Annotated in this window: 21 protein-coding genes; 8 read left to right on the top strand and 13 right to left on the bottom strand. The window is 71.8% G+C overall.

Annotation, left to right across the window (positions count from 1 at the left end):
- Positions 1-42 precede the first annotated feature (42 nt).
- A complete protein-coding gene (locus ACFWB8_RS03490) occupies positions 43-678 on the top strand; it encodes an NUDIX hydrolase (protein WP_385221859.1) in 636 nt (211 codons plus the stop codon).
- A 97-nt stretch (positions 679-775) separates the two neighbouring features.
- On the opposite strand, the gene rlmB is transcribed toward ACFWB8_RS03490, so the two are convergent.
- The 5 genes from rlmB to ACFWB8_RS03465 all read right to left on the bottom strand — a co-directional run bounded on the left by rlmB (position 776) and on the right by ACFWB8_RS03465 (position 5398).
- Positions 776-1747, bottom strand: coding sequence for a 23S rRNA (guanosine(2251)-2'-O)-methyltransferase RlmB (gene rlmB, locus ACFWB8_RS03485; protein ID WP_385221857.1), 972 nt, complete (start codon positions 1745-1747; stop codon positions 776-778).
- Positions 1748-1856: 109 nt separating this feature from the next.
- Positions 1857-3257, bottom strand: coding sequence for a cysteine--tRNA ligase (gene cysS / locus ACFWB8_RS03480; protein ID WP_385221854.1), 1401 nt, complete (start codon positions 3255-3257; stop codon positions 1857-1859).
- A gap of 104 nt (positions 3258-3361) precedes the next feature.
- Positions 3362-3895 (bottom strand): 2-C-methyl-D-erythritol 2,4-cyclodiphosphate synthase, encoded by a 534-nt coding sequence (gene ispF / locus ACFWB8_RS03475; RefSeq protein WP_385221850.1) that lies wholly within the window; start codon positions 3893-3895, stop codon positions 3362-3364.
- Positions 3885-4631, bottom strand: a complete 747-nt coding sequence (gene ispD / locus ACFWB8_RS03470) for a 2-C-methyl-D-erythritol 4-phosphate cytidylyltransferase (protein ID WP_385221847.1) — start codon at positions 4629-4631, stop codon at positions 3885-3887. The genes ispF and ispD overlap by 11 nt, the downstream gene beginning before the upstream one ends.
- 284 nt (positions 4632-4915) lie before the next feature.
- Complete coding sequence (locus ACFWB8_RS03465) at positions 4916-5398, bottom strand: CarD family transcriptional regulator (RefSeq protein WP_003953493.1); 483 nt, start codon at positions 5396-5398, stop codon at positions 4916-4918.
- A gap of 601 nt (positions 5399-5999) precedes the next feature.
- Between ACFWB8_RS03465 and ACFWB8_RS03460 the strand changes: the two genes are divergently transcribed.
- On the top strand, positions 6000-6659 hold the full coding sequence (locus tag ACFWB8_RS03460; RefSeq protein ID WP_385221844.1) for a DUF461 domain-containing protein: 660 nt from the start codon (positions 6000-6002) through the stop codon (positions 6657-6659).
- A gap of 96 nt (positions 6660-6755) precedes the next feature.
- Here the strand turns inward: ACFWB8_RS03460 and ACFWB8_RS03455 are convergent, their stop codons facing one another.
- Positions 6756-7436, bottom strand: a complete 681-nt coding sequence (locus tag ACFWB8_RS03455) for a response regulator transcription factor (protein WP_007265514.1) — start codon at positions 7434-7436, stop codon at positions 6756-6758.
- Entirely contained in the window at positions 7433-8677 is a 1245-nt protein-coding gene (locus ACFWB8_RS03450; protein ID WP_385221840.1) for a sensor histidine kinase, read from the bottom strand. The genes ACFWB8_RS03455 and ACFWB8_RS03450 overlap by 4 nt, the downstream gene beginning before the upstream one ends.
- Positions 8678-8917: 240 nt before the next feature.
- Between ACFWB8_RS03450 and phoU the strand changes: the two genes are divergently transcribed.
- Together phoU and ACFWB8_RS03440 are read left to right on the top strand one after the other, a co-directional pair.
- Positions 8918-9595 (top strand): phosphate signaling complex protein PhoU, encoded by a 678-nt coding sequence (gene phoU, locus ACFWB8_RS03445; RefSeq protein WP_030858619.1) that lies wholly within the window; start codon positions 8918-8920, stop codon positions 9593-9595.
- Positions 9596-9734: 139 nt separating this feature from the next.
- Positions 9735-9881, top strand: a complete 147-nt coding sequence (locus ACFWB8_RS03440; RefSeq protein WP_385221837.1) for a hypothetical protein — start codon at positions 9735-9737, stop codon at positions 9879-9881.
- Between the two features lie 84 nt (positions 9882-9965).
- Here the strand turns inward: ACFWB8_RS03440 and ACFWB8_RS03435 are convergent, their stop codons facing one another.
- Positions 9966-10727 carry a phosphoglyceromutase gene (locus ACFWB8_RS03435; protein ID WP_385221834.1) on the bottom strand — a complete coding sequence of 254 codons (762 nt, stop codon included), beginning with the start codon at positions 10725-10727 and terminating at the stop codon, positions 9966-9968.
- A 152-nt stretch (positions 10728-10879) separates the two neighbouring features.
- Between ACFWB8_RS03435 and ACFWB8_RS03430 the strand changes: the two genes are divergently transcribed.
- Complete coding sequence (locus tag ACFWB8_RS03430; RefSeq protein WP_385221831.1) at positions 10880-12193, top strand: MDR family MFS transporter; 1314 nt, start codon at positions 10880-10882, stop codon at positions 12191-12193.
- On the opposite strand, the gene ACFWB8_RS03425 is transcribed toward ACFWB8_RS03430, so the two are convergent.
- Positions 12174-12662, bottom strand: coding sequence for a YbjN domain-containing protein (locus ACFWB8_RS03425; RefSeq protein WP_385221828.1), 489 nt, complete (start codon positions 12660-12662; stop codon positions 12174-12176). The genes ACFWB8_RS03430 and ACFWB8_RS03425 overlap by 20 nt on opposite strands.
- Positions 12655-14037 carry a D-inositol-3-phosphate glycosyltransferase gene (gene mshA / locus ACFWB8_RS03420; RefSeq protein WP_385221825.1) on the bottom strand — a complete coding sequence of 461 codons (1383 nt, stop codon included), beginning with the start codon at positions 14035-14037 and terminating at the stop codon, positions 12655-12657. The genes ACFWB8_RS03425 and mshA overlap by 8 nt, the downstream gene beginning before the upstream one ends.
- Positions 14038-14246: 209 nt before the next feature.
- Between mshA and ACFWB8_RS03415 the strand changes: the two genes are divergently transcribed.
- The 3 genes from ACFWB8_RS03415 (at position 14247) to ACFWB8_RS03405 (ending at position 17933) form a co-directional block, all read left to right on the top strand.
- Complete coding sequence (locus tag ACFWB8_RS03415; RefSeq protein WP_385221822.1) at positions 14247-15056, top strand: class I SAM-dependent methyltransferase; 810 nt, start codon at positions 14247-14249, stop codon at positions 15054-15056.
- 233 nt (positions 15057-15289) lie between these two features.
- Positions 15290-16348, top strand: coding sequence for an NlpC/P60 family protein (locus tag ACFWB8_RS03410; protein WP_385221819.1), 1059 nt, complete (start codon positions 15290-15292; stop codon positions 16346-16348).
- Positions 16349-16628: 280 nt separating this feature from the next.
- Positions 16629-17933, top strand: a complete 1305-nt coding sequence (locus tag ACFWB8_RS03405; protein ID WP_385221816.1) for a PP2C family protein-serine/threonine phosphatase — start codon at positions 16629-16631, stop codon at positions 17931-17933.
- A gap of 14 nt (positions 17934-17947) precedes the next feature.
- Here the strand turns inward: ACFWB8_RS03405 and ACFWB8_RS03400 are convergent, their stop codons facing one another.
- The 3 genes from ACFWB8_RS03400 to ACFWB8_RS03390 all read right to left on the bottom strand — a co-directional run bounded on the left by ACFWB8_RS03400 (position 17948) and on the right by ACFWB8_RS03390 (position 19438).
- Positions 17948-18292 (bottom strand): DUF2516 family protein, encoded by a 345-nt coding sequence (locus ACFWB8_RS03400; protein ID WP_385221812.1) that lies wholly within the window; start codon positions 18290-18292, stop codon positions 17948-17950.
- 119 nt (positions 18293-18411) lie between these two features.
- The gene (locus ACFWB8_RS03395; protein WP_385221809.1) at positions 18412-18978 is read right to left on the bottom strand and encodes a hypothetical protein; all 567 of its coding nucleotides are present in this window, start codon (positions 18976-18978) and stop codon (positions 18412-18414) included.
- 25 nt (positions 18979-19003) lie between these two features.
- Positions 19004-19438 (bottom strand): helix-turn-helix domain-containing protein, encoded by a 435-nt coding sequence (locus ACFWB8_RS03390; protein ID WP_385221807.1) that lies wholly within the window; start codon positions 19436-19438, stop codon positions 19004-19006.
- Positions 19439-19498: the final 60 nt, after the last annotated feature.

Genomic DNA, 19498 nt, shown 5'->3' with positions numbered 1-19498 from the left:
GCGGGCGGGCGGGCGGCGTACCTCAAACGACACGGGGAGAACATGGGCGGGACGAGTGGAGTGGAGCGCTACGAGCTGCTGCGCGCGCAGCGGCCGGAGTTGTTTCGCAACGAGCCGGGCGGGATCGAGATCCTCAGCGACCCGGCGGCGGTCGCGGCGGCGGGCGGGGTGCTCTACCAGGACCCGTACGTGATGCTGGTGCGCGACCCGGTGCGGTTCCCGGACGGCCGCGAGGGCACGTACATCAGGTCGATCGGGCCGACGGCCGAGCCGGGGTGCGTGGTGCTGCCGCTGCTGGGCGACGAGGTGGTGCTGATCGAGCACTTCCGGCACGCCACCCGCTCCTGGCACTGGGAGCTGCCGCGCGGCTTCGGCACCGGCGGTGTGACGGACGAGGCGAATGCGGCCAAGGAGCTGGACGAGGAGATCGGGGCGGGGGTCCTGGAGCTGATCCCGCTGGGCGTGCTGCATCCGGACACGGGTGTGCTGGGCGACCGGGTGCGGCTGTTCGCCGCGCGGATCGACAAGGTGGGTGTGCTGGCCGGGGGCGAGGGCATCCGCAGTGCGCTGACGGTGCCGTTCGCGGAGGCGGAGACGATGGTGGCGGACGGCCGGATCACGGACGCGTTCACGATGGCGGCGCTGCTGCGGGCCCGGCTGGCGGGCCTGGCTGGCTGAGGGGCTGGCGCGGTCTCACGTCCGGCGGCCCGGAGCCCGGCCGTCGGCGGGGCCCTCAGGGGGCGGTCCGCCGGCGACCGGGCCGGGGCTGCGGGTCTCAGGTGCGCGGGGTCTCGGCGCGGCGGCGGGCCGCCTCGTAGAGGACGACGCCCGCGGCGACACCGGCGTTCAGCGACTCGGCGCCGCCCGGCATCGGGATGCGGACGAGGTAGTCGCAGTTCTCGCCGACGAGGCGGCCGAGGCCCTTGCCCTCGGAGCCGACGACGATGACGACCGGCCCGGCGAGCGCCGGCAGGTCGTTGACGGTGTGCTGGCCCTCGGCGGCGAGGCCGACGATGGTCATGCCCGCCTTCTTGTACTCCTGGATGGCGCGGGTCAGGTTGGTGACGCGGGAGACCGGGGTACGGGCGGCGGTGCCGGCCGAGGACTTCCAGGCTCCGGCCGTCATGCCGGCGGCACGGCGCTCGGGGATGACCACGCCGTGGCCGCCGAAGGCGGAGACGGAGCGGATGATCGCGCCGAGGTTGCGCGGGTCGGTGACGCCGTCGAGGGCGACGATGAGCGGGTCCTCGCCGTTGTCGTACGCGGCGGCGGTGAGGTCGTCCGGGTGCGCGTACTCGTAGGGCGGGACCTGGAGGACCATGCCCTGGTGGTTGAGCCCGTTGGTCATGCGGTCGAGCTCGGGGCGCGGGGCTTCCATCAGGTTGATGTTGCCGCGCTCGGCAGCGAGCTGGAGGGCTTCGCGGACGCGCTCGTCGTTGTCGATGAACTGCTGGACGTACAGGGTGGTGGCCGGTACGCCGTCGCGCAGCGCCTCGAAGACCGGGTTGCGGCCGACGACCATCTCGCTGGTGCCCTTGGCGCCACCGCGGCGGGGGGCCGGGCGGCGCTTGGCGGCCTGGCGGGCCATGGCGTTGCTGATGCGGTTCGCCTTGTGCTTCTTGCGGTCCTCCGCCTTGGGCGTGGGGCCCTTGCCTTCCAGGCCCTTGCGCCGCTGGCCACCGCTGCCGACCGTCGCGCCCTTCTTGTTGGACGTGCGACGGTTCTTGCGCTGGCTGTTCCCGGCCATGACCTATACCTGTTTTCGTTGATCCTGCGATATGTACGTATGAAGAGTGTGCCGCCCGGAGCGCCGGGCGGCACAGCGGGACTGCTCCGGTGGGACTGCTCCGGTGGGCTCAGCGCGGGCCGAGCGTCCAGCGGGGTCCCGTGGGGCTGTCCTCGATGACCAGGCCCGACTGCTGGAGCTGGTCGCGGATGGCGTCGGCGGTCGCCCAGTCCTTGCGGGCCCTGGCGGACTCGCGCTGTTCCAGGACGAGGCGTACGAGGGTGTCGACGGCGCCGTGGAGGTCCTCGCCGCGGTCGGCCTCGCCGGCCCAGTGGGGGTCGAGGGGGTCGAGGCCGAGGACACCCAGCATGGCCCGTACCTCGGACAGGCGGGCGATGGCCGCTTCCTTGTCGTCGGCGGCGAGCGCGCTGTTGCCCTGGCGGACGGTGGTGTGGACGATGGCGAGCGCCTGCGGGACGCCCAGGTCGTCGTCCATGGCCTCGGCGAAGGCGGGCGGGACCTCGGTGGCGGCCTCGACGGTCTTGCCGGCCTTCTCGATGACGCGCTGGACGAAGCCCTCGATGCGCGCGAAGGCGGACTCGGCCTCGCGCAGCGACTCCTCGCTGTACTCGATCATCGAGCGGTAGTGCGGGGTGCCGAGGTAGTAGCGCAGGACGATGGGGCGCCACTGCTTGACCATCTCGGAGACGAGGACGGAGTTGCCGAGCGACTTGGACATCTTCTCGCCGGACATGGTGACCCAGGCGTTGTGCATCCAGTAGTTCGCGAAGTCGTCCCCGAAGGCCTTGGCCTGGACGATCTCGTTCTCGTGGTGCGGGAAGATCAGGTCGAGCCCGCCGCCGTGGATGTCGAAGGCGCTGCCGAGGTACTTGTGGGCCATGGCGGAGCACTCCAGGTGCCAGCCGGGGCGGCCGCGGCCCCAGGGGGTCTCCCAGTCGGGCTCGCCGGGCTTGGAGGCCTTCCACATGGCGAAGTCGCGGGGGTCGCGCTTGCCGGTGATGCCTTCCTCGGAGGGCTGGCGCAGGTCGTCGATGTCCTGGTTCGACAGGGCCAGGTAGCCGGGGTACGAGCGCACGTCGAAGTAGACGCTGCCGTCGGCCTCGTACGCGTGGCCGCGCTCGATGAGGACGCGCATCATCTCGATCATCTCGGGGACGTGGCCGGTGGCGCGGGGCTCGTACGTGGGCGGGAGGCAGCCCAGCGCGTCGTAGCCCTCGTTGAAGGCGCGCTCGTTGTCGTAGCCGATGGACCACCAGGGGCGGCCCTGTTCGGCGCCCTTCTTGATGATCTTGTCGTCGATGTCGGTGACGTTGCGGATGAAGGTGACGTCCTGGCCGCGGTAGGTGAACCAGCGACGGAGGATGTCGAAGTTCAGGTACGAGCGGACGTGCCCGATGTGCGGGGCGGCCTGCACGGTGGCGCCACAGAGGTAGATCGAGACACAGCCCGGCGTGAGCGGGACGAAATCGCGGATCTGCCGGGCGCTGGTGTCGTACAGGCGAATAGTCACGGCATCCAGGGTAGTGGGCCTGCGGCAGTGCCCCGCGACCCTTTCGGGGCGCGGGGTGCGATTGTTTGCGAAGCGGTGTCGTACGGGCTGTCGCTACGGCGCGGTCAAGCGGGGTTCGGCCGGTACACCAGGGCGGTGGCGATGGCCGCGAGCCCTTCGGCGCGGCCGGTGAGGCCGAGTCCGTCGGTGGTGGTTCCGGAGACGGAGACGGGGGCGCCCGCGGCAGTGGCGAGCGCCTTCTGCGCTTCCTCGCGCCGCTTGCCGATCTTCGGGCGCACGCCGATCACCTGGATGGCGATGTTGCCGATCTCGAAGCCCTCGGCGCGGACGATGCGGGCGGCCTCGGCCAGCAGGGTGACGCCTGCGGCGCCGGACCACTCGGGGCGGGAGGTGCCGAAGTGCGCGCCGAGGTCGCCGACGCCGGCGGCGGAGAACAGGGCGTCGCAGGCGGCGTGCGCGGCGACGTCGCCGTCGGAGTGCCCGGCGAGCCCGTCCTCCCCCTCCCACAGCAGCCCGGCGCACCACAGCTCGCGGCCCGCCTCGAAGGCGTGCACGTCGGTGCCGATGCCGACCTGCGGCAACAGGGGCCGCGCGGCGTCCCCGGGGACGCGGGCGGAACCTGCGGAGCTAGTAGGCATCGGTGGCCCTCCTGCGGGCGAGTACGGCCTCGGCGAGGACCAGGTCGAGCGGGCGGGTGACCTTGAAGGCCTCTTCGTGGCCGGGAACCACCATGACGGTGATGCCGAGCTGTTCCACCATGCCGGCGTCGTCGGTGGCGCCCTCGCCGTTCACGGCGATCTTCTCGTGCGCGCGCACGAGGGTGGCGACGTCGAATCCCTGCGGGGTCTGGACGGCGCGGAGCCGGGCGCGCTCGGGCGTGGCGACGACCGGTTCGGGGTCGCCGGGCCGGCCGGGCTCGACCTCCTTGACGGTGTCGGCCAGCGGCAGCCCGGGCACCACGGCGGGGGCGCCGTCGCGTACGGCCTCGATGACGGAGTCGACGGTGTCGACGGGGACGAGCGGGCGGGCCGCGTCGTGGATGAGTACGGAGGTGACGTCCGCCGGGAGGGCGTCCAGTCCTGCGCGCACGGACTCCTGGCGGGTCTCGCCGCCGGGGACGACCAGGATCTCGGTCCTCTCGGGGAGCGCGTGCTCGTCGAGGAGGTGGCGCACCTCGGCGGCCCCGTCGGACGGGGCGACGACGACCACGAGGGACACCGCTCGGGAGCGGGCCATGGCGCGGACGGCGTGGATGAGCATGGGGGTGCCGCCGAGGGACCGCAGGGCCTTGGGGGCGCCGGGGCCGAGGCGTACCCCGCGGCCGGCGGCCGGGATCACCGCGGCGGTGCGGTGGGGGCGCGATTCGTCAGACATCAGTAGCTCCGAGCCAGGTTTGTGACTTCGGCCGACATGGGTATGGCCTCAAGGGTGCCGGGTGCGACGCCCTCGCCCCTTCCGTGACGACCGGTCGAGCCGGCTGCCCGGACCCGGCACGCCAGTGGGGTGCGGGGATCGGGGTAGGGGACCGGGGATGGATCCGGGGTACGGGTACGGACATGCCGCAGCGCCCGGCAACAGCCCTCTCGTGGAGGAGAGGGCTTGTCATCGGGCACCGCGGCACAACTGTATGAACACCGTGCGATTGACGGCGTCTCGCGTCAGGACGCGAGCACCTCGTCGAGGAGGGCCTCGGCCTTGTCCTCGTTGGTGTTCTCGGCGAGCGCGAGCTCGCTCACCAGGATCTGGCGCGCCTTCGCGAGCATGCGCTTCTCGCCCGCGGAAAGCCCGCGCTCACGCTCACGACGCCACAGGTCACGCACCACTTCGGCGACCTTGATGACATCGCCAGAAGCGAGCTTCTCCAGATTTGCCTTGTAGCGCCGGGACCAGTTCGTCGGCTCTTCTGCATACGGCGCACGAAGCACCTCGAAGACCCGGTCCAGCCCGTCCTGGCCGACTACGTCGCGAACGCCGACGAACTCCGCATTGTCCGCAGGCACACGAACCGTCAGGTCGCCCTGGGCGACCTTGAGCACCAAGTAGGTCTTGTCCACGCCTTTGATCTGGCGAGTTTCGATGGCCTCGATCAGCGCGGCCCCGTGATGGGGATAGACCACGGTGTCGCCAACCTTGAACGTCATGTGACAGGTACCCCTTCCGTGGCTATCCAGGGTAACACGAGAACCGACTGTTATGAATGGCGTTTTCGCAGGTCAGGGCACATCTCGGGGCTTGACAACAGCGACACGAACGTGCTGCGAAGAGCTTCTGGAAGGGGGTATTCGCAGGTCGGAGGCGCTGCGCGGACCAGCCGAAACGGCCACGCCACACCGGGCGGGCGGGCGCGTCAGCGTGACGTACGTCCCGTTTTGCCGGTTTCAAAGCGGGGAAACCGAACTACTCCGTTCGACTGGCGGCCACCCGTACGGGGCGGGTTCCGGCCCAATCCGGAATTGATCACGGGGCGGCGTTCGAAGGAATCCCGGAATTGATCACCGGCGGGCCGCCCACGATATGCGGGGGGCACGTGAACGGCGCGCGGAATGCAAGATCGGGTAGCCGCGGCAGGGCCGCTCGCGCGCTGCGGAGGGTCGGGTGCGGGGGCGGGGCGGCGGCTCGGTAACCTAAGCGCGCTGACACACCCTTAGGACGGCTTTACCTCGGCCGTTCCAGGGGGCACTCCCAGCGGAAGCTGGGGGAGTCCATCCTTCCGTTCCGTACGTCCAAGGAGTTGCCGCCACCGTGAGCCGCAGCCTTCGACGCGGTGCCCTCGCCGCCACCGCCGTCGTGTTCTCGATCGCCTCGTTGGCCGCATGCGGTGCGGGCAAGGACGCTCAGACCCTTCAGATCAAGCCGGACAACGCCGCCGCCACCAAGGGCGACATCAAGGTCCAGAACGCGCTCGTGATCACCCAGGCCAAGGCGGACGCGAAGGGCCCGGCCGCCGTCTCGGCGACGCTCTTCAACGCCGGCATCAAGGAGCAGACGCTCGACGCGATCACCCTCTCGGGTGGCAAGGGCAAGGTCGTGCTGAAGCCCGCCGCCGGGACGGGCAAGGTCATCGTGCCGGCCGGCGGTTCCTTGGTGCTGGGCGGCGCGGGCAACGCGTCCGCCGTGATCGAGTCCGGCCGCGAGGCCGTCAAGGACGGCAACGTACAGAAGGTCGTCTTCCAGCTGAGCTCCGCGGGCGACGTGGAGCTGGAGGCCTTCGTGGTCCCGGCGACCGGCCAGTACGCGGGCTTCGGCCCGACCGCGGCCCCGGCCGCGGGGGCGGGCGCCTCCCCGTCGGGCAGCCCCTCCACCACCCCGTCGGGCTCGCCGTCCGGCGCGGCCTCGGGCGGCCCCTCCGGGTCCCCCGCGGGCACCCCGTCCGGGTCGGCCTCCGCGGGCGCCGGCCACTGAGCCACGTGCACGGAGCGGCGTGACGACGCATGAGGAAGGGCCCCCATCCGCGACGCGGGTGGGGGCCCTTCCTCGTACTGCTCAAGACTCGGCGGTCTACGGCTCGAACTTGTAGCCGAGGCCGCGGACCGTGACCAGGTAGCGCGGCGCGCCCGGGTCGGGTTCGATCTTGGCGCGCAGGCGCTTGACGTGGACGTCGAGGGTCTTGGTGTCACCGACGTAGTCGGCGCCCCAGACGCGGTCGATCAGCTGCATGCGGGTCAGTACGCGGCCCGCGTTGCGCAGCAGCATCTCCAGCAGGTCGAACTCCTTGAGCGGGAGGTCCACCTTGGCTCCGGCGACGGTGACCACGTGGCGGTCGACGTCCATCCGTACGGGCCCTGCCTCCAGGGCCGCCGGGGTGACCTCCTCCGGCTCGCCGCGGCGGCGCAGGACGGCGCGGATGCGGGCGACCAGCTCCCGCGAGGAGAAGGGCTTCGTGACGTAGTCGTCGGCTCCTATCTCCAGCCCGACGACCTTGTCGATCTCGCTGTCCTTGGCGGTCACCATGATCACGGGGACGTTGGAGCGGCCGCGCAGCTGCCGGCAGACCTCCGTGCCGGGCAGGCCGGGGAGCATCAGGTCGAGGAGGACGAGGTCGGCGCCGTTGCGCTCGAACTCGTCCAGCCCGTCGGGCCCGGTCGCGGCGATGGCGACCTCGAAGCCCTCCTTGCGGAGCATGTAGGACAGGGCGTCGCTGAAGGATTCCTCATCCTCGACGACGAGCACTCGGGTCACGGAAGGACCTCCGGGGCAGGAATGGCTGGTGCTGTTTGTTTTTCAAGCGGGGGGCTGCTGGGTGCGGGAGCCGTCGCCGGGGCCGGCGCGGCCGCTTCGGGGAGTCGCAGGGTGAACGTGGAGCCCTGACCCTCCGAGCTCCAGACCGACACCTCCCCGCCGTGCGAAGCCGCTACGTGCTTCACGATCGCAAGGCCCAGACCGGTTCCTCCCGTCGCACGGGAGCGGGCCGGGTCCACGCGGTAGAAGCGCTCGAAGATGCGCTCGCGGTCCTTTTCCGGGATGCCGATGCCCTGATCGGTCACGGCGACCTCGATCAAGTCTCCCCCAGGTGCCGCGATCCTGCGTGCGGCTATGCCGACGCGGGTCCGGGCGGGGCTGTAGTTGACGGCGTTCTCGACGAGGTTGCCCAGGGCTGCGGCGAGCTGTCCGCGGTGGCCCCAGACGCGCAGGTCGGCGGTGCCGCCGGCGGCCATGGTGATCTGCTTCGAGGACGCCGTGTGGCGGCAGCGGTCGATGGCTTCCGCGACGAGGGTGTCCACGCGGACGGGCTCCGCGTCCTCGAGCGGGTCGTCGTTCTGCACCCGGGAGAGGTCGATGAGCTCTTGTACGAGGTTGATCAGGCGGGTGGCCTCGATCTGCATGCGGCCGGCGAAGCGGCTGACCGCCTCGGGGTCGTCCGCGGCGTCCATGACGGCCTCGGACAGCAGGGAGATCGCGCCGACCGGGGTCTTCAGCTCGTGGGACACGTTCGCGACGAAGTCGCGGCGTACGGCCTCGATCCGGCGGGCCTCGGTGAGGTCCTCGACCAGGAGGAGCACGAGGCGGGAGCCGAGCGGGGCGACGCGCGCCGAGACGGCGAGGGCCTCCCCGCGGCCGGTGCCGCGCCGGGGCAGGTCGAGCTCGACCTGGCGTATCTCCCCGTCGCGGCGGGTGTCGCGGGCCATGTGGAGCATGGGCTCCACGGCCAGCTTGCCGCCGCGGACCAGGCCGAGGGCATATGCCGCCGAGCTGGCCTTGACCACCGCGTCGCCCTCGTCGAGGACGACGGCGGAGGAGCGCAGTACGGAAAGGACGGTGTCCACGCCGGGTGGGAGCACCGCGTTGATGTCGGGGCGCATGGAGCTCCGGGTGGGGCGGGCCTGGTCGCGCTCGCTCCAGCGGAACGCCAGCATGGCGATGACACCGGTGCAAAGACCGGCAATCGCTGCAGCTGCGGCGACCGCCGCGTTCACGTCCATGCATCCAGGTTAAGCAGGCACAACGACACTTCCACAGCCGTTCGGGTGGCACCTCGAACAGTCGTCGCCCAGAGTTCACCCTGGAGACGGGGTTGATTCACTTGGGATGCCGGAGTCGGACGCGTTCGCGGCCCACCGTGTCAACGTGGGGCAACAGGCCACCCCGGCCGCCGGCCCCCGGGCAGTAGAGCAGCAGTGCAGTGAGCAGCAGTGCAGTAGGTCAAGAGAGGGACACCAGACATGCGTGACGCGTACCACGAGGAACTGGACTCGATCGGCGAGGGCCTGGTCGAGATGGCCCGGCTGGTCGGTTCCGCGATCGGGCGGGCCACGACGTCCATGCTCGACGCCGACCTGAAGCTCGCCGAGAGCGTCATCGCCGCCGACCAGAAGGTCGACGACCTCCAGCACGACCTGGAGGCGCGGGCCATCGCCCTGCTGGCCCGGCAGCAGCCGGTCGCCACCGACCTGCGCATCGTCGTCACCTCGCTGCGGATGAGCGCCGACCTGGAGCGCTCCGGCGACCTGGCGCAGCACGTGGCGAAGCTGGCGCGGCTGCGCTTCCCGGACACGGCGGTGCCGCGCGACCTGCACGCCACCATCCTGGAGATGGGTCAGCTGGCGCAGCGCCTGATGGCGAAGGCCGCCGAGGTCATCATCACGAAGGACGTCGACCTGGCGCTCCAGCTGGAGCAGGACGACGACGAGATGGACCAGCTGCACCGCACGCTGTTCCAGCACCTGATGGACGACCGCTGGAAGCACGGCATCGAGACGGCCGTGGACGTGACGCTGCTGGGCCGCTACTACGAGCGCTTCGCGGACCACGCGGTGTCGGTGGCCAAGCGCGTGGTCTACCTGGTGACGGGTGAGCACGCGGACGAGCTGCAGGCGCCGACGCAGGTCGAGGGCGTCTGACGGGGTCCGTCCCGGGTCCGGCGGGGCGCGTCGGCGGCTCTGCCCCAATGCGCCGTTGACGCGCCGGTGCGGCTGGGCATGAATGGGGCGAGGGCGGTCCGTCGTGCGAAGTCCCGTACGCCGCCTGCGAGGAGGAACCATGCCCGATTCCCCCGTCCCCATCACCCCGGAGCACGAAGTGCAGCCGCCGGAGGCGCTGCGCCTGCCGCTGCTCGCCGCCTGCGGCTGCGGCTCGGGCTGCGGCTGCGGCTGCCAGTCCGGCGCCCCCTGCCAGTGCGGCGGCTGACCCCGCCCGCACCCGGCCCGACGTACACGAAGGGCCCCGCCCGATCCCTCGGCCGGGGCCCTTCGCACGAGGTCCGCGCAGGAACTACTTCTTCTTGCCCTGGTTCTTGACCGCCTCGATCGCGGCCGCGGCGGCGTCCGGGTCGAGGTAGGTGCCGCCCGGCTTGAGGGGGTTGAAGTCGGCGTCGAGCTCGTAGGCGAGCGGGATGCCGGTCGGGATGTTCAGGCCCGCGATGTCGGCGTCGGAGATGCCGTCCAGGTGCTTGACCAGGGCGCGCAGGGAGTTGCCGTGCGCGGCGACCAGGACGGTGCGGCCCGCCAGCAGGTCCGGGACGATGCCGTCGTACCAGTACGGCAGCATGCGGACGACGACGTCCTTGAGGCACTCGGTACGGGGGCGCAGCTCCGGCGGGATCGTCGCGTAGCGCGGGTCGCCGGACTGCGAGAACTCGGTGCCGTCCTCAAGGGCCGGCGGGGGGGTGTCGTACGAGCGGCGCCACAGCATGAACTGCTCCTCGCCGAACTCGGCGAGCGTCTGGGCCTTGTCCTTGCCCTGGAGGGCGCCGTAGTGGCGCTCGTTCAGGCGCCAGGAGCGGTGGACCGGGATCCAGTGGCGGTCGGCCGCCTCGAGCGCCATCTGCGCGGTGCGGATCGCGCGCTTCTGGAGCGAGGTGTGCACGACGTCGGGGAGCAGGCCGGCGTCCTTGAGCAGCTCACCGCCGCGGACCGCCTCCTTCTCGCCCTTCTCGTTGAGATTGACGTCCACCCAGCCGGTGAACAGGTTCTTCGCGTTCCACTCGCTCTCGCCGTGACGGAGGAGGATCAGCTTGTACGGTGCGTCGGCCATGCGTACGAGCCTAATGGACGGCCCGGGGCGCTCGCGCGCGGTCCGCACGGCGGCCGATTGACGGCGGACGTCAATCCAGTGGCCCCGGCGGGTCGTCATACGTAGGGTCCCAAGAGCTGGAGGGGCACTTACATCACCGGGGGGATTTCCTTATGTCCGTTGACTCGTTGAGACGGGCCGCGAAGGAGAGCGTGTCGGGTCTGCCGCGCGCGTTCTGGTGGCTGTGGGCGAGCACGCTGGTCAATCGGCTCGGGGCTTTCGTCGCCACATTCATGACCTTGTACCTGACCTTGGAGCGGGGCTACTCGGCCTCGTTCGCGGGACTCGTGGTGGCCCTGCACGGGCTCGGCGGGGTGATCTCCTCGCTCGTGGCGGGCGTGATGACGGACCGGCTGGGGCGGCGGCCCACGATGATGGCGGCGCAGGTCTCGACGGCCTTCTCGGTGGCCCTGCTCGGGTTCATGCAGCACCCGGCGGCCATCGCGGCGGTGGCGATGCTGGTCGGCATGACCTCGAACGCTTCGCGGCCCGCCGTGCAGGCGATGATGGCCGACATCGTCCGCCCCGAGGACCGGGTACGGGCGTTCGCGCTGAACTACTGGGCCATCAACCTCGGCTTCGCGATCTCCGCGGCCGTCGCCGGCTTCGTGGCCGAGTACAGCTACCTGGCGGGCTTCCTCGGCGAGGCGGCGCTGACGCTGCTCTGCGCGGTGGTGGTCTACCTGAAGCTGCCCGAGTCGCGGCCCGAGAAGGGCGACGCGGCCACCGCGGCCGAGGCGGAGGTCCGGCTCGGCACGGTGCTGCGCGACGGCCGCTACATGGGCGTGGTCGGGCTGTCGTTCCTGATCTCGCTGATCTTCATACAGGGGTCGTTCGGGCTGCCGCTGGCGATGGGCAGGGCGGGCTTCTCCACCGGGGACTTCGGCCTGGTGTCCGCCATCAACGGCGTGATGATCGTCGTACTGCAGATCCCGGTCACGCGGTTCATCGAGCACCGCGACCCGCAGAAGCTGCTGGTGATCTCCGCGCTCCTGGCCGGGTACGGGTTCGGGCTCACGGCCTTCAGCGGCTCGCTCGGGGCCCTTGCGCTGACCGTCTGCGTGTGGACGCTGGCCGAGATCGTCAACTCGCCGACCCAGATGGGCCTGGTCGCGCGGCTCTCCCCGCTGCACGGGCGGGGTCGCTACCAGGGGATGTACACGATGTCCTGGGCGGTGGCCTCGCTGATCGCGCCGCTGCTGGCGGGCGGGGTGATCGACCGCTTCGGGGCGGGGTGGCTGTGGGGGGCGACGGCCGTCCTGGGGACCGTGGCCGGGCTCGGGTACTGGCTGCTGATGCGCGGCCTGCCGCCCGTGGCAGCGCCGGCTCCGGTTTCGGAACCGGCTCCGGCTTCGGAACCGGCTCCGGCTTCGGCTTCGGCTCCGGTTTCGGGTCCGGTCCCCGAGGTCAGGCCGACGGCTGCGTGAGGTGCTTGAACGCGTCGAGGTTGAAGGTCGGCTCGCCGCGCGAGACGCGCCACTCGTACTCGCGGCGGATGGCGCCGGCGAAGCCCAGCTCCAGCAGGGTGTTGAAGGCGCCGTCCGCCGCCTCCAGGACCGTGCCGAGCAGCTGGTCCAGGTCCTGCGGGGTGACCACGGACAGCGGGAGCCGGGCCGTCAGGTAGACGTCGCCGAGGCGGTCCACGGCGTAGGCCATGCCGTACAGCTTGAGGTTGCGCTCCAGCAGCCAGCGGTGGACGCCAGCCTCGTTCTCGTCGGGGTGGCGGATCACGAAGGCATTGACCGACAGCGAGTGCTTGCCGACCCGCAGCGAGCAGGTGGTGCTCAGCTTGCGGGTGCCGGGGAGCCGGACGACGTACGAACCCGGCTCGGGGCTCTCCCAGCTCAGCCCGGCATCGGTCAGCGTGCTCTCGACGATCTCGGCGGTGTCAGCCATGGTGGGAGCGTACGCGACGGCGATGATCATGCATCGCGGCCGTGTACACGTCCGCGGTGCCGCTCGCGGCGGTGTCCCAGCCGAAGAACTGCGCGTGCCGGGCGGCCTCGGCGCCCATCCGGTCCGCGAGGTGCGGATCGTCGACGAAGCGCCGCAGCTCCCGGGCGTAGTCCACCGGGTCGTGGCCGGGTACGAGGATCCCCGTCACGCCGTCGTTGACGGCGACGGGCAGCCCGCCGACGGCGGCCGCGAGGACCGGGGTGCCGGCGGCCTGGGCCTCTATCGCGACCAGCCCGAAGGATTCGTTGTACGAGGGCATGACCAGCACGGACGCCGCCCGGAACCAGTCGGCGAGCTGGTCCTGGCGCACCGGCGGGTGGAAGTGCACGAGGTCGGCGATGCCGAGCTTGGCGGCCAGTTTCTGCAGCCCCTCCGGCTTGGCCAGGCCGCTGCCGCTCGGCCCGCCCACCACCGGTACGAACAGCCGCGTGCGCAGCGACGGATCGCGGTCCACCAGCTCGGCGACGGCGCGCAGCAGGATGTCGGGCGCCTTGAGCGGCTGGATCCGCCCGGCGAAGAGCGGGATGACGGCGTCCTGGGGCAGGCCCAGGCGGGCCCGGGCGGCGGCGCGGCCGTCGGCGACGGTGAAGCGGTCGAGGTTCACGCCGGGGTGGACGACGGCCACCTTGCCGGGGTCGGCCTCGTAGTGCCGTACGAGCTCGTCGGCTTCCTCGGCGGTGTTGGCGATCAGCCGGTCGGCGGCGACGACGATCTGGGTCTCGCCGATGACGCGGGCGGCGGGCTCGGGCGTGTCGCCCTCGGCCAGCGCCGCGTTCTTGACCTTGGCCATGGTGTGCATGGCGTGGACGAGGGGGACGCCCCAGCGCTCGGCGGCGAGCCAGCCGACGTGGCCGGAGAGCCAGTAGTGGGAGTGGACGAGGTCGTAGTAGCCGGGGCGGTGGCCGGCCCAGGCCTGCATCACGCCGTGGGTGAAGGCGCACAGCTGGGCCGGGAGCTCCTCCTTGGCGAGGCCCTCGTACGGGCCCGCGTCCACGTGGCGTACGAGGACGCCCGGGGCCAGCTCGACCACGGGCGGCAGGCCGCCGGTGGTGGCGCGGGTGAAGATCTCGACCTCGATGTTGATGGCGGCGAGGCGCCTGGCGAGCTCGACGATGTACACATTCATACCGCCGGCGTCGCCGGTGCCGGGCTGGTGCAGCGGCGAGGTGTGCACGCTGAGCATGGCGACGCGGCGCGGCTTGCGGTGGCTGCCGACGGCCGGCAGGCGCAGTCGCGGGGGGTCGTGGCGGGTCGCGCGGGCGGCGGAGATGCGGCCGCTGAGGCTGCCGCCGAGGCGGGACACGTACTGGCTCAAGGGAGCAGTTCCTCTCGCTCGGACGACGGCTGGCGGGTACGGATGGGGGGTACGGCTGGGCGGGGCTGGGCACGGCTGTGGGAGCGCGCCCGGCGCTCTTCCTAGGAGTGCAACCCGGATGGCCGTGCCCCGCATTCCGGGACCGCGCGATTTCCTGCCGGGTTTGCCGGTTCTTTATCGGGCGGGAGGGCTCCGCTTACTCTCGGCTCATGGCTTCCCGCAGTACCCCTCCCCCCGGCCGCCCTGTGGGCACCGTGACGCGTGGGACGACGAACCCGAACCGCCTGCGCCGCATGGACCGCTGGATCGCGGCCGCGCACGGGGCGGCGCTGCGCCGTGCGGACGCGCCGGTCGCGGTGGACCTGGGCTACGGGGCAGCGCCGTGGACGGCGGTCGAGCTGCTGGCGCGGCTGCGGGAGGCGGCTCCGCGGGTACGGGTCGTCGGCATCGAGATCGAACCGGCGCGGGTCGCGGGCGCCCGGCCGTACGAGCGGGACGGGCTGACCTTCCGGCACGGCGGCTTCGAGGTGCCGCTGGAGGGCGGGGAGCGGCCGGCGCTGATCCGCGCGGCGAACGTACTGCGCCAGTACGACGAGGAGCAGGTGGCGGCGGTGTGGGCGCGGTTGTGCGCGCGCCTCGCCCCCGGCGGGCTGCTGGTCGAGGGCACCTGTGACGAGATCGGACGGCGGCACGTGTGGGTCGCGCTGGGCCCGGAGGGGCCGCGCACGGTCACCTTCGCGACGCGGCTGGGGTCGCTGGAGCGGCCCTCGGACCTGGCGGAGCGGCTGCCGAAGGCGCTGATCCACCGGAACGTGCCGGGTGAGCCGGTGCACGCGTTCCTGCGGGACTTCGACCGGGCGTGGGCGGCGGCCGCGCCGTACGCCTCGTACGGGGCGCGGCAGCGCTGGATCCGGACGGCGCGGGACCTGTCCCGGGACTGGCCGCTGGCGGACGGGCCGGGGCGGTGGCGGCAGGGGGAACTGACGGTGCGCTGGGAGGCGTTGCGTCCGGTGGGGTGAAGGTGGTGTGTCGGGGAACCGGGGGCGCGGGCGGCCCGTTGAGCGGTCGGGTAGGGGTGGGGTACGGGTCGGGCGTGGGTCGGGCGCGGGGGGACAAGATCGGGTGGACTCCCCCAAGGCTGTCGGAATTCACCGACTCGTGGCACCATCCCGAAGGCAGTGACAAGTTACTGACCAATAGTCAGATCTGATGTCGAGTGATGTCGCCCGGTGTCGGGGCGTCTGGGGGAACCATGGGGACCGTGAAGCGACGGCGGGGTGCGACCGCTCTCACACTGCTGTGCGCGCTGGCGATACTGGCCGCACCCGGCCTCGCGGTCGGGACGGCCTTCGCCGCGCCGACGCCGGATCCGGGCACGAAGTCCCTGGAGCAGGTCCGCAAGGAGATTGAGGACCTCTACCGCCAGGCGGGCACCGCCACGGACGCTTACAACCTCGCCGAGAGCGAGACGAAGACCCAGTCCGCCAAGATCGTCGAGATCGCCAACCAGGTCGTGGCCGGCCAGGAGCGGATCTCCGCGCTGAAGAGCCGCGCGGGCGCGGCGGCCCGCGCCCAGTACCGCTCGGGCGGCCTGCCGCCGGGCGCGAAGCTGGCGTTGAGCAACAGTCCGACCCAGTTCCTCGACGGGGCGGACCGGCTGCGCCAGGGCGAGAAGGCCACCTCCGACCTCCTCTCCGAACTGAACCGGACCCAGGACGACTTGCAGCAGTACGCGAAGGACGCCAGCGCGCAGTGGGCGGCGCTGGAGGCGAACCGGGTCAAGCAGGAGTCCGCGAAGAAGGAGATCGAGCAGAAGATCAAGACCGCGGAGGAGCTGGAGAGCAAGCTGGAGGCCGAAGAAAAGGCCCGGCTGCTGCAGCTGGAGCAGGAGGCCCAGTACCGGTCCCAGACGGCCTGGCTGTCGACGGGCGTGCTGAAGGACGTCCACGGCTCGGCCACCGAGGCCGGCAAGCGGGCGGTCCAGTTCGCGTCCGCGCAGATCGGCAAGCGGTACGTCTGGGGCGCCCAGGGGCCCGACACCTTCGACTGCTCGGGGCTGACCTCGCAGGCCTGGCGGGCGGCGGGCAAGTCGATCCCGCGGACCTCGCAGGAGCAGCTGCGGCTGCTCCCGAAGGTCGCGGTCAAGGACATGCGCCCGGGTGACCTGATCATCTACTTCGACGACGCGAGCCACGTCGCGATGTACGTCGGCGACGGCGCGATCATCCATGCGCCCCGCCCGGGCCGCAATGTCACCCTGGCGGGCGCCGGCTCCATGCCGATCAAGGCGGTCGTCCGCCCGGACGTGTAGGAGCCCCGCCCGGGGCGGCTGGCCCGCCCGGGCGATCAGGCGCGAGTCCGGGCGATCAGGCGCGAACCCGACGCAACCAGGACGGCTCCCGGGACGTCTCGTCAGACGGGACGGATCCAGGCGCCGCCGTGACGTTGGTCATTCGGTGGAGCGGGTTTCCCGGGCGATAACGGCATATGACGGCGGCCCTGGCCAGGAAGGGCATTCCGCTCCCCTGGACAAGGCCGCTAGGGTCGCCCGGACGAGCGCACCCTCGGGGGGAGGGAAGGAACCGGAAACGATGCCCGTACCCGTACCGCGGCAGAGGGAGATCCCGGCCCCGGAGAGCGGTCAGGCCCTTCCGCAGGCCGCCGCCCCGCCACAGCTCACGGCCGCGACGGCAGCCGCGGCCGCGCCCTCCCTCACCCTGCTGGTGATCGAGGACGATCCCGCCGGCGGCCTCACCGTCCCCGAGATCCTCGACGCCGACGGCCACCGCATCCGGCTCCGCACCGCCCGCAACCTCACCGAGGCCGCGCGCCTGCTCACGCCCGACGTGCACTGCGTCCTGCTCGACCTCTCCCTCCCCGGCGGCCCCGGCGCCGGCCCGGCCCGCGCCGCGGACCCCACCGACCGGCTGGACACCCTGCGCGAGGTGCTCCGCATCGCGCCCCGCCACGCCGTCCTCGTCCTCACCTGCGAGGGCGACGCCGAGCGCGCGGCCGAGGCCGTGCGCGTCGGCGCCCAGGACTTCCTCTTCCGCGACGAGCTCGACGGGCGCCTGCTCAGCCGCGCCATCCGCTACGCCGTGGAGAGAAAACGGGCGGACACCGCCCAGTACAAGCTCGCAGAATCGAAACTGCGCGCCCAGGAGAACGCCCGCCTGGAGCGCGGCCTGCTCCCGAACCCGCTCCTGGAGGGCTCGGACCTCCGCTTCGCCGCCCGCTACCACGCCGGGCGCAGCCGGGCGCTGCTCGGCGGGGACTTCTACGACACCGTCCGCACCCCCGACGGCACGGTCCACGCCATGATCGGCGACGTCTGCGGCCACGGCCCCGACGAGGCCGCCCTCGGAGTGGAGCTGCGCATCGCCTGGCGCGCCCTGACCCTGGCCGGGCTGTGCGGTGACGACCTGCTCGCCACCCTCCAGGAGGTGCTGGAGGTGGAGCGGCCCTGCGAGGAGATCTTCGCGACGCTGTGCACGGTGGACATCGCCCCCGACGGCCGCCGCGCCGGCCTGTGCCTGGCGGGCCATCCGGCGCCGCTGATATCCCGCCCGGGCCGCCCCGCGCGACTGCTCCCGTACGAGAACAGCGGCCCGGCGCTGGGCCTGCTTCCCCGGGCCCGGTGGCCCCGGCGGCAGGTGGAGCTGGGCGGCACCTGGAGCCTGATGCTCTACACCGACGGGCTGATCGAGGGCCGGATCGGCGAAGGCCGGGAACGGCTCGGCCAGGACGGCATGGTCGAGATGATCAACCGCCACCTGGACGCCGGTCTGAGCGGCGAGGGCCTCCTGGAGGCCTCGGTCAGCGAGGCCCGCCGCCTCAACGGCGGCGAGCTCACGGACGACGTCGCCGTGGTGCTGCTCTCCCGCGCCGGGGGCTGAGCAGCGGCGGGAAACTACCGCCCGCCGTTGTAGGGCCCGTACGGTCCGTCGCTGCTGCTGCCGCCGCCCTTGCGGCGGCCGCCGCCGCCGGAGACCTGCTTGAGGGCGGGGCGCACGTCGACGAAGAACACGATGGTGGCGACCAGGCCGGCGATCTCCAGGAAGAGCATTCCGAGGAAGAAGTCCACGAGGACGGTGATGCCGAGGATGACCAGCCAGAACGTCTTGGTCTGCTTCTCGGCGGCCCGGTACGCGTCCTCGCGCGCCAGCAGGGCGAGCACGAAGGCCACGACGGCGAGCGCCAGCATGGCGAACCCGAGCAACGGAAGCACTCCGTTATCGAACCCGTTCATCAACATCGCCTGACCGCCTTCTCGCGCCTGGTGCCATCTGTCTCCACGCTACCGGCAGAGCAGCGCTTACAAACCACAACGGACCGGGCACCCCTCGGGTGCCCGGTCCACGGTCGTCGTGCCGGTCAGCTCTCGTCGGCCGTCGCGGCGACGGTCTTCTTGGCCACGGGCTTGCGCGTGGCGGCCTTCTTCGCCGGGGGCTTCTCCTCGGCGGCGGCCTCGGCGGCCGGCTCCCCCGTGGACGGCGCGGCCGCGGGCTCCGGCTCGACGGCGACGGCGATGTCGACGATCTCCTCGGAGACCTCGCCGCGCCAGGCCCGCACGGCCTGCTCACCGTGCTCGGCGACCTTGTCGTAGGCCTCCTTGGCCTTCACGGCGTACTCGGCGGCCACGCCGACCCCGCGCAGGGCCAGGTCCTGGGCGGTCTCCCCGAGCTTCTTCGGGTCGATCGCGCCGAGCACCTCGGCGACCTTGGCGGTGACCGCCTCCTGCGCCTCCTTGGCCTTGTCCTGCACGGCCTTCGGGTCGGTGTTGCGTACGGCATCGATGCGCGCCGGGGCCTCGGCACGCAGCTGCTCGATGAGCCCGGGCACCTTCTTGGCCTGCTGCACCGCGAGGTCGGCGGTGCCGGCGGCGAAGTAGAGCGGGGTCGGGTCGGTGAGGGTCTTCTTCAGGTCATCGGCGATGGCCATGTGCTTGGTCCTCCCGGATCACAGTTCAGTTCGTAGCCGTAGGGGGCATCGCGTCGCCGACGCCGGCCGGATCAGCCGGGTCGACGGGGTCGGACGGGGCGGCCGGGTCGGCCTCGAGCGCGTTCTCCTTGCGGAACGACTCGTAGATCTGGAGCAGCACCTGCTTCTGCCGCTCGTTGATGGACGGGTCGGCGAGGATCGCGGCCCGCGTCTCCACCTCGTCCCGATCCCGCTCGTCCAGGATCCCGGCCTGCACGTACAGCGTCTCCGCGGAGATCCGCAGCGCCTTGGCCAGCTGCTGCAGGATGTCCGCGCTCGGCTTGCGCAGGCCGCGCTCGATCTGACTCAGGTACGGATTCGACACCCCCGCCGCGTCGGCAAGTTGCCGCAGCGAAAGTTGAGCCTGCCTGCGCTGCTCGCGCAGGTACGCGCCGAGATTTCCGACGTTGAGCGATGCCATGCCCCCGATCCTGCCCGATGCTGCTAACTATTGCAAGCAGTTGCTTGCAACATCACGCAC

It is taken from the genome of Streptomyces sp. NPDC060031, assembly GCF_042736805.1.
Classification (GTDB): Bacteria; Actinomycetota; Actinomycetes; order Streptomycetales; family Streptomycetaceae; genus Streptomyces.
The sequence above is the reverse complement of the archived record's forward strand: the minus strand, read 5'-3'. Positions and strand labels throughout refer to the sequence as shown.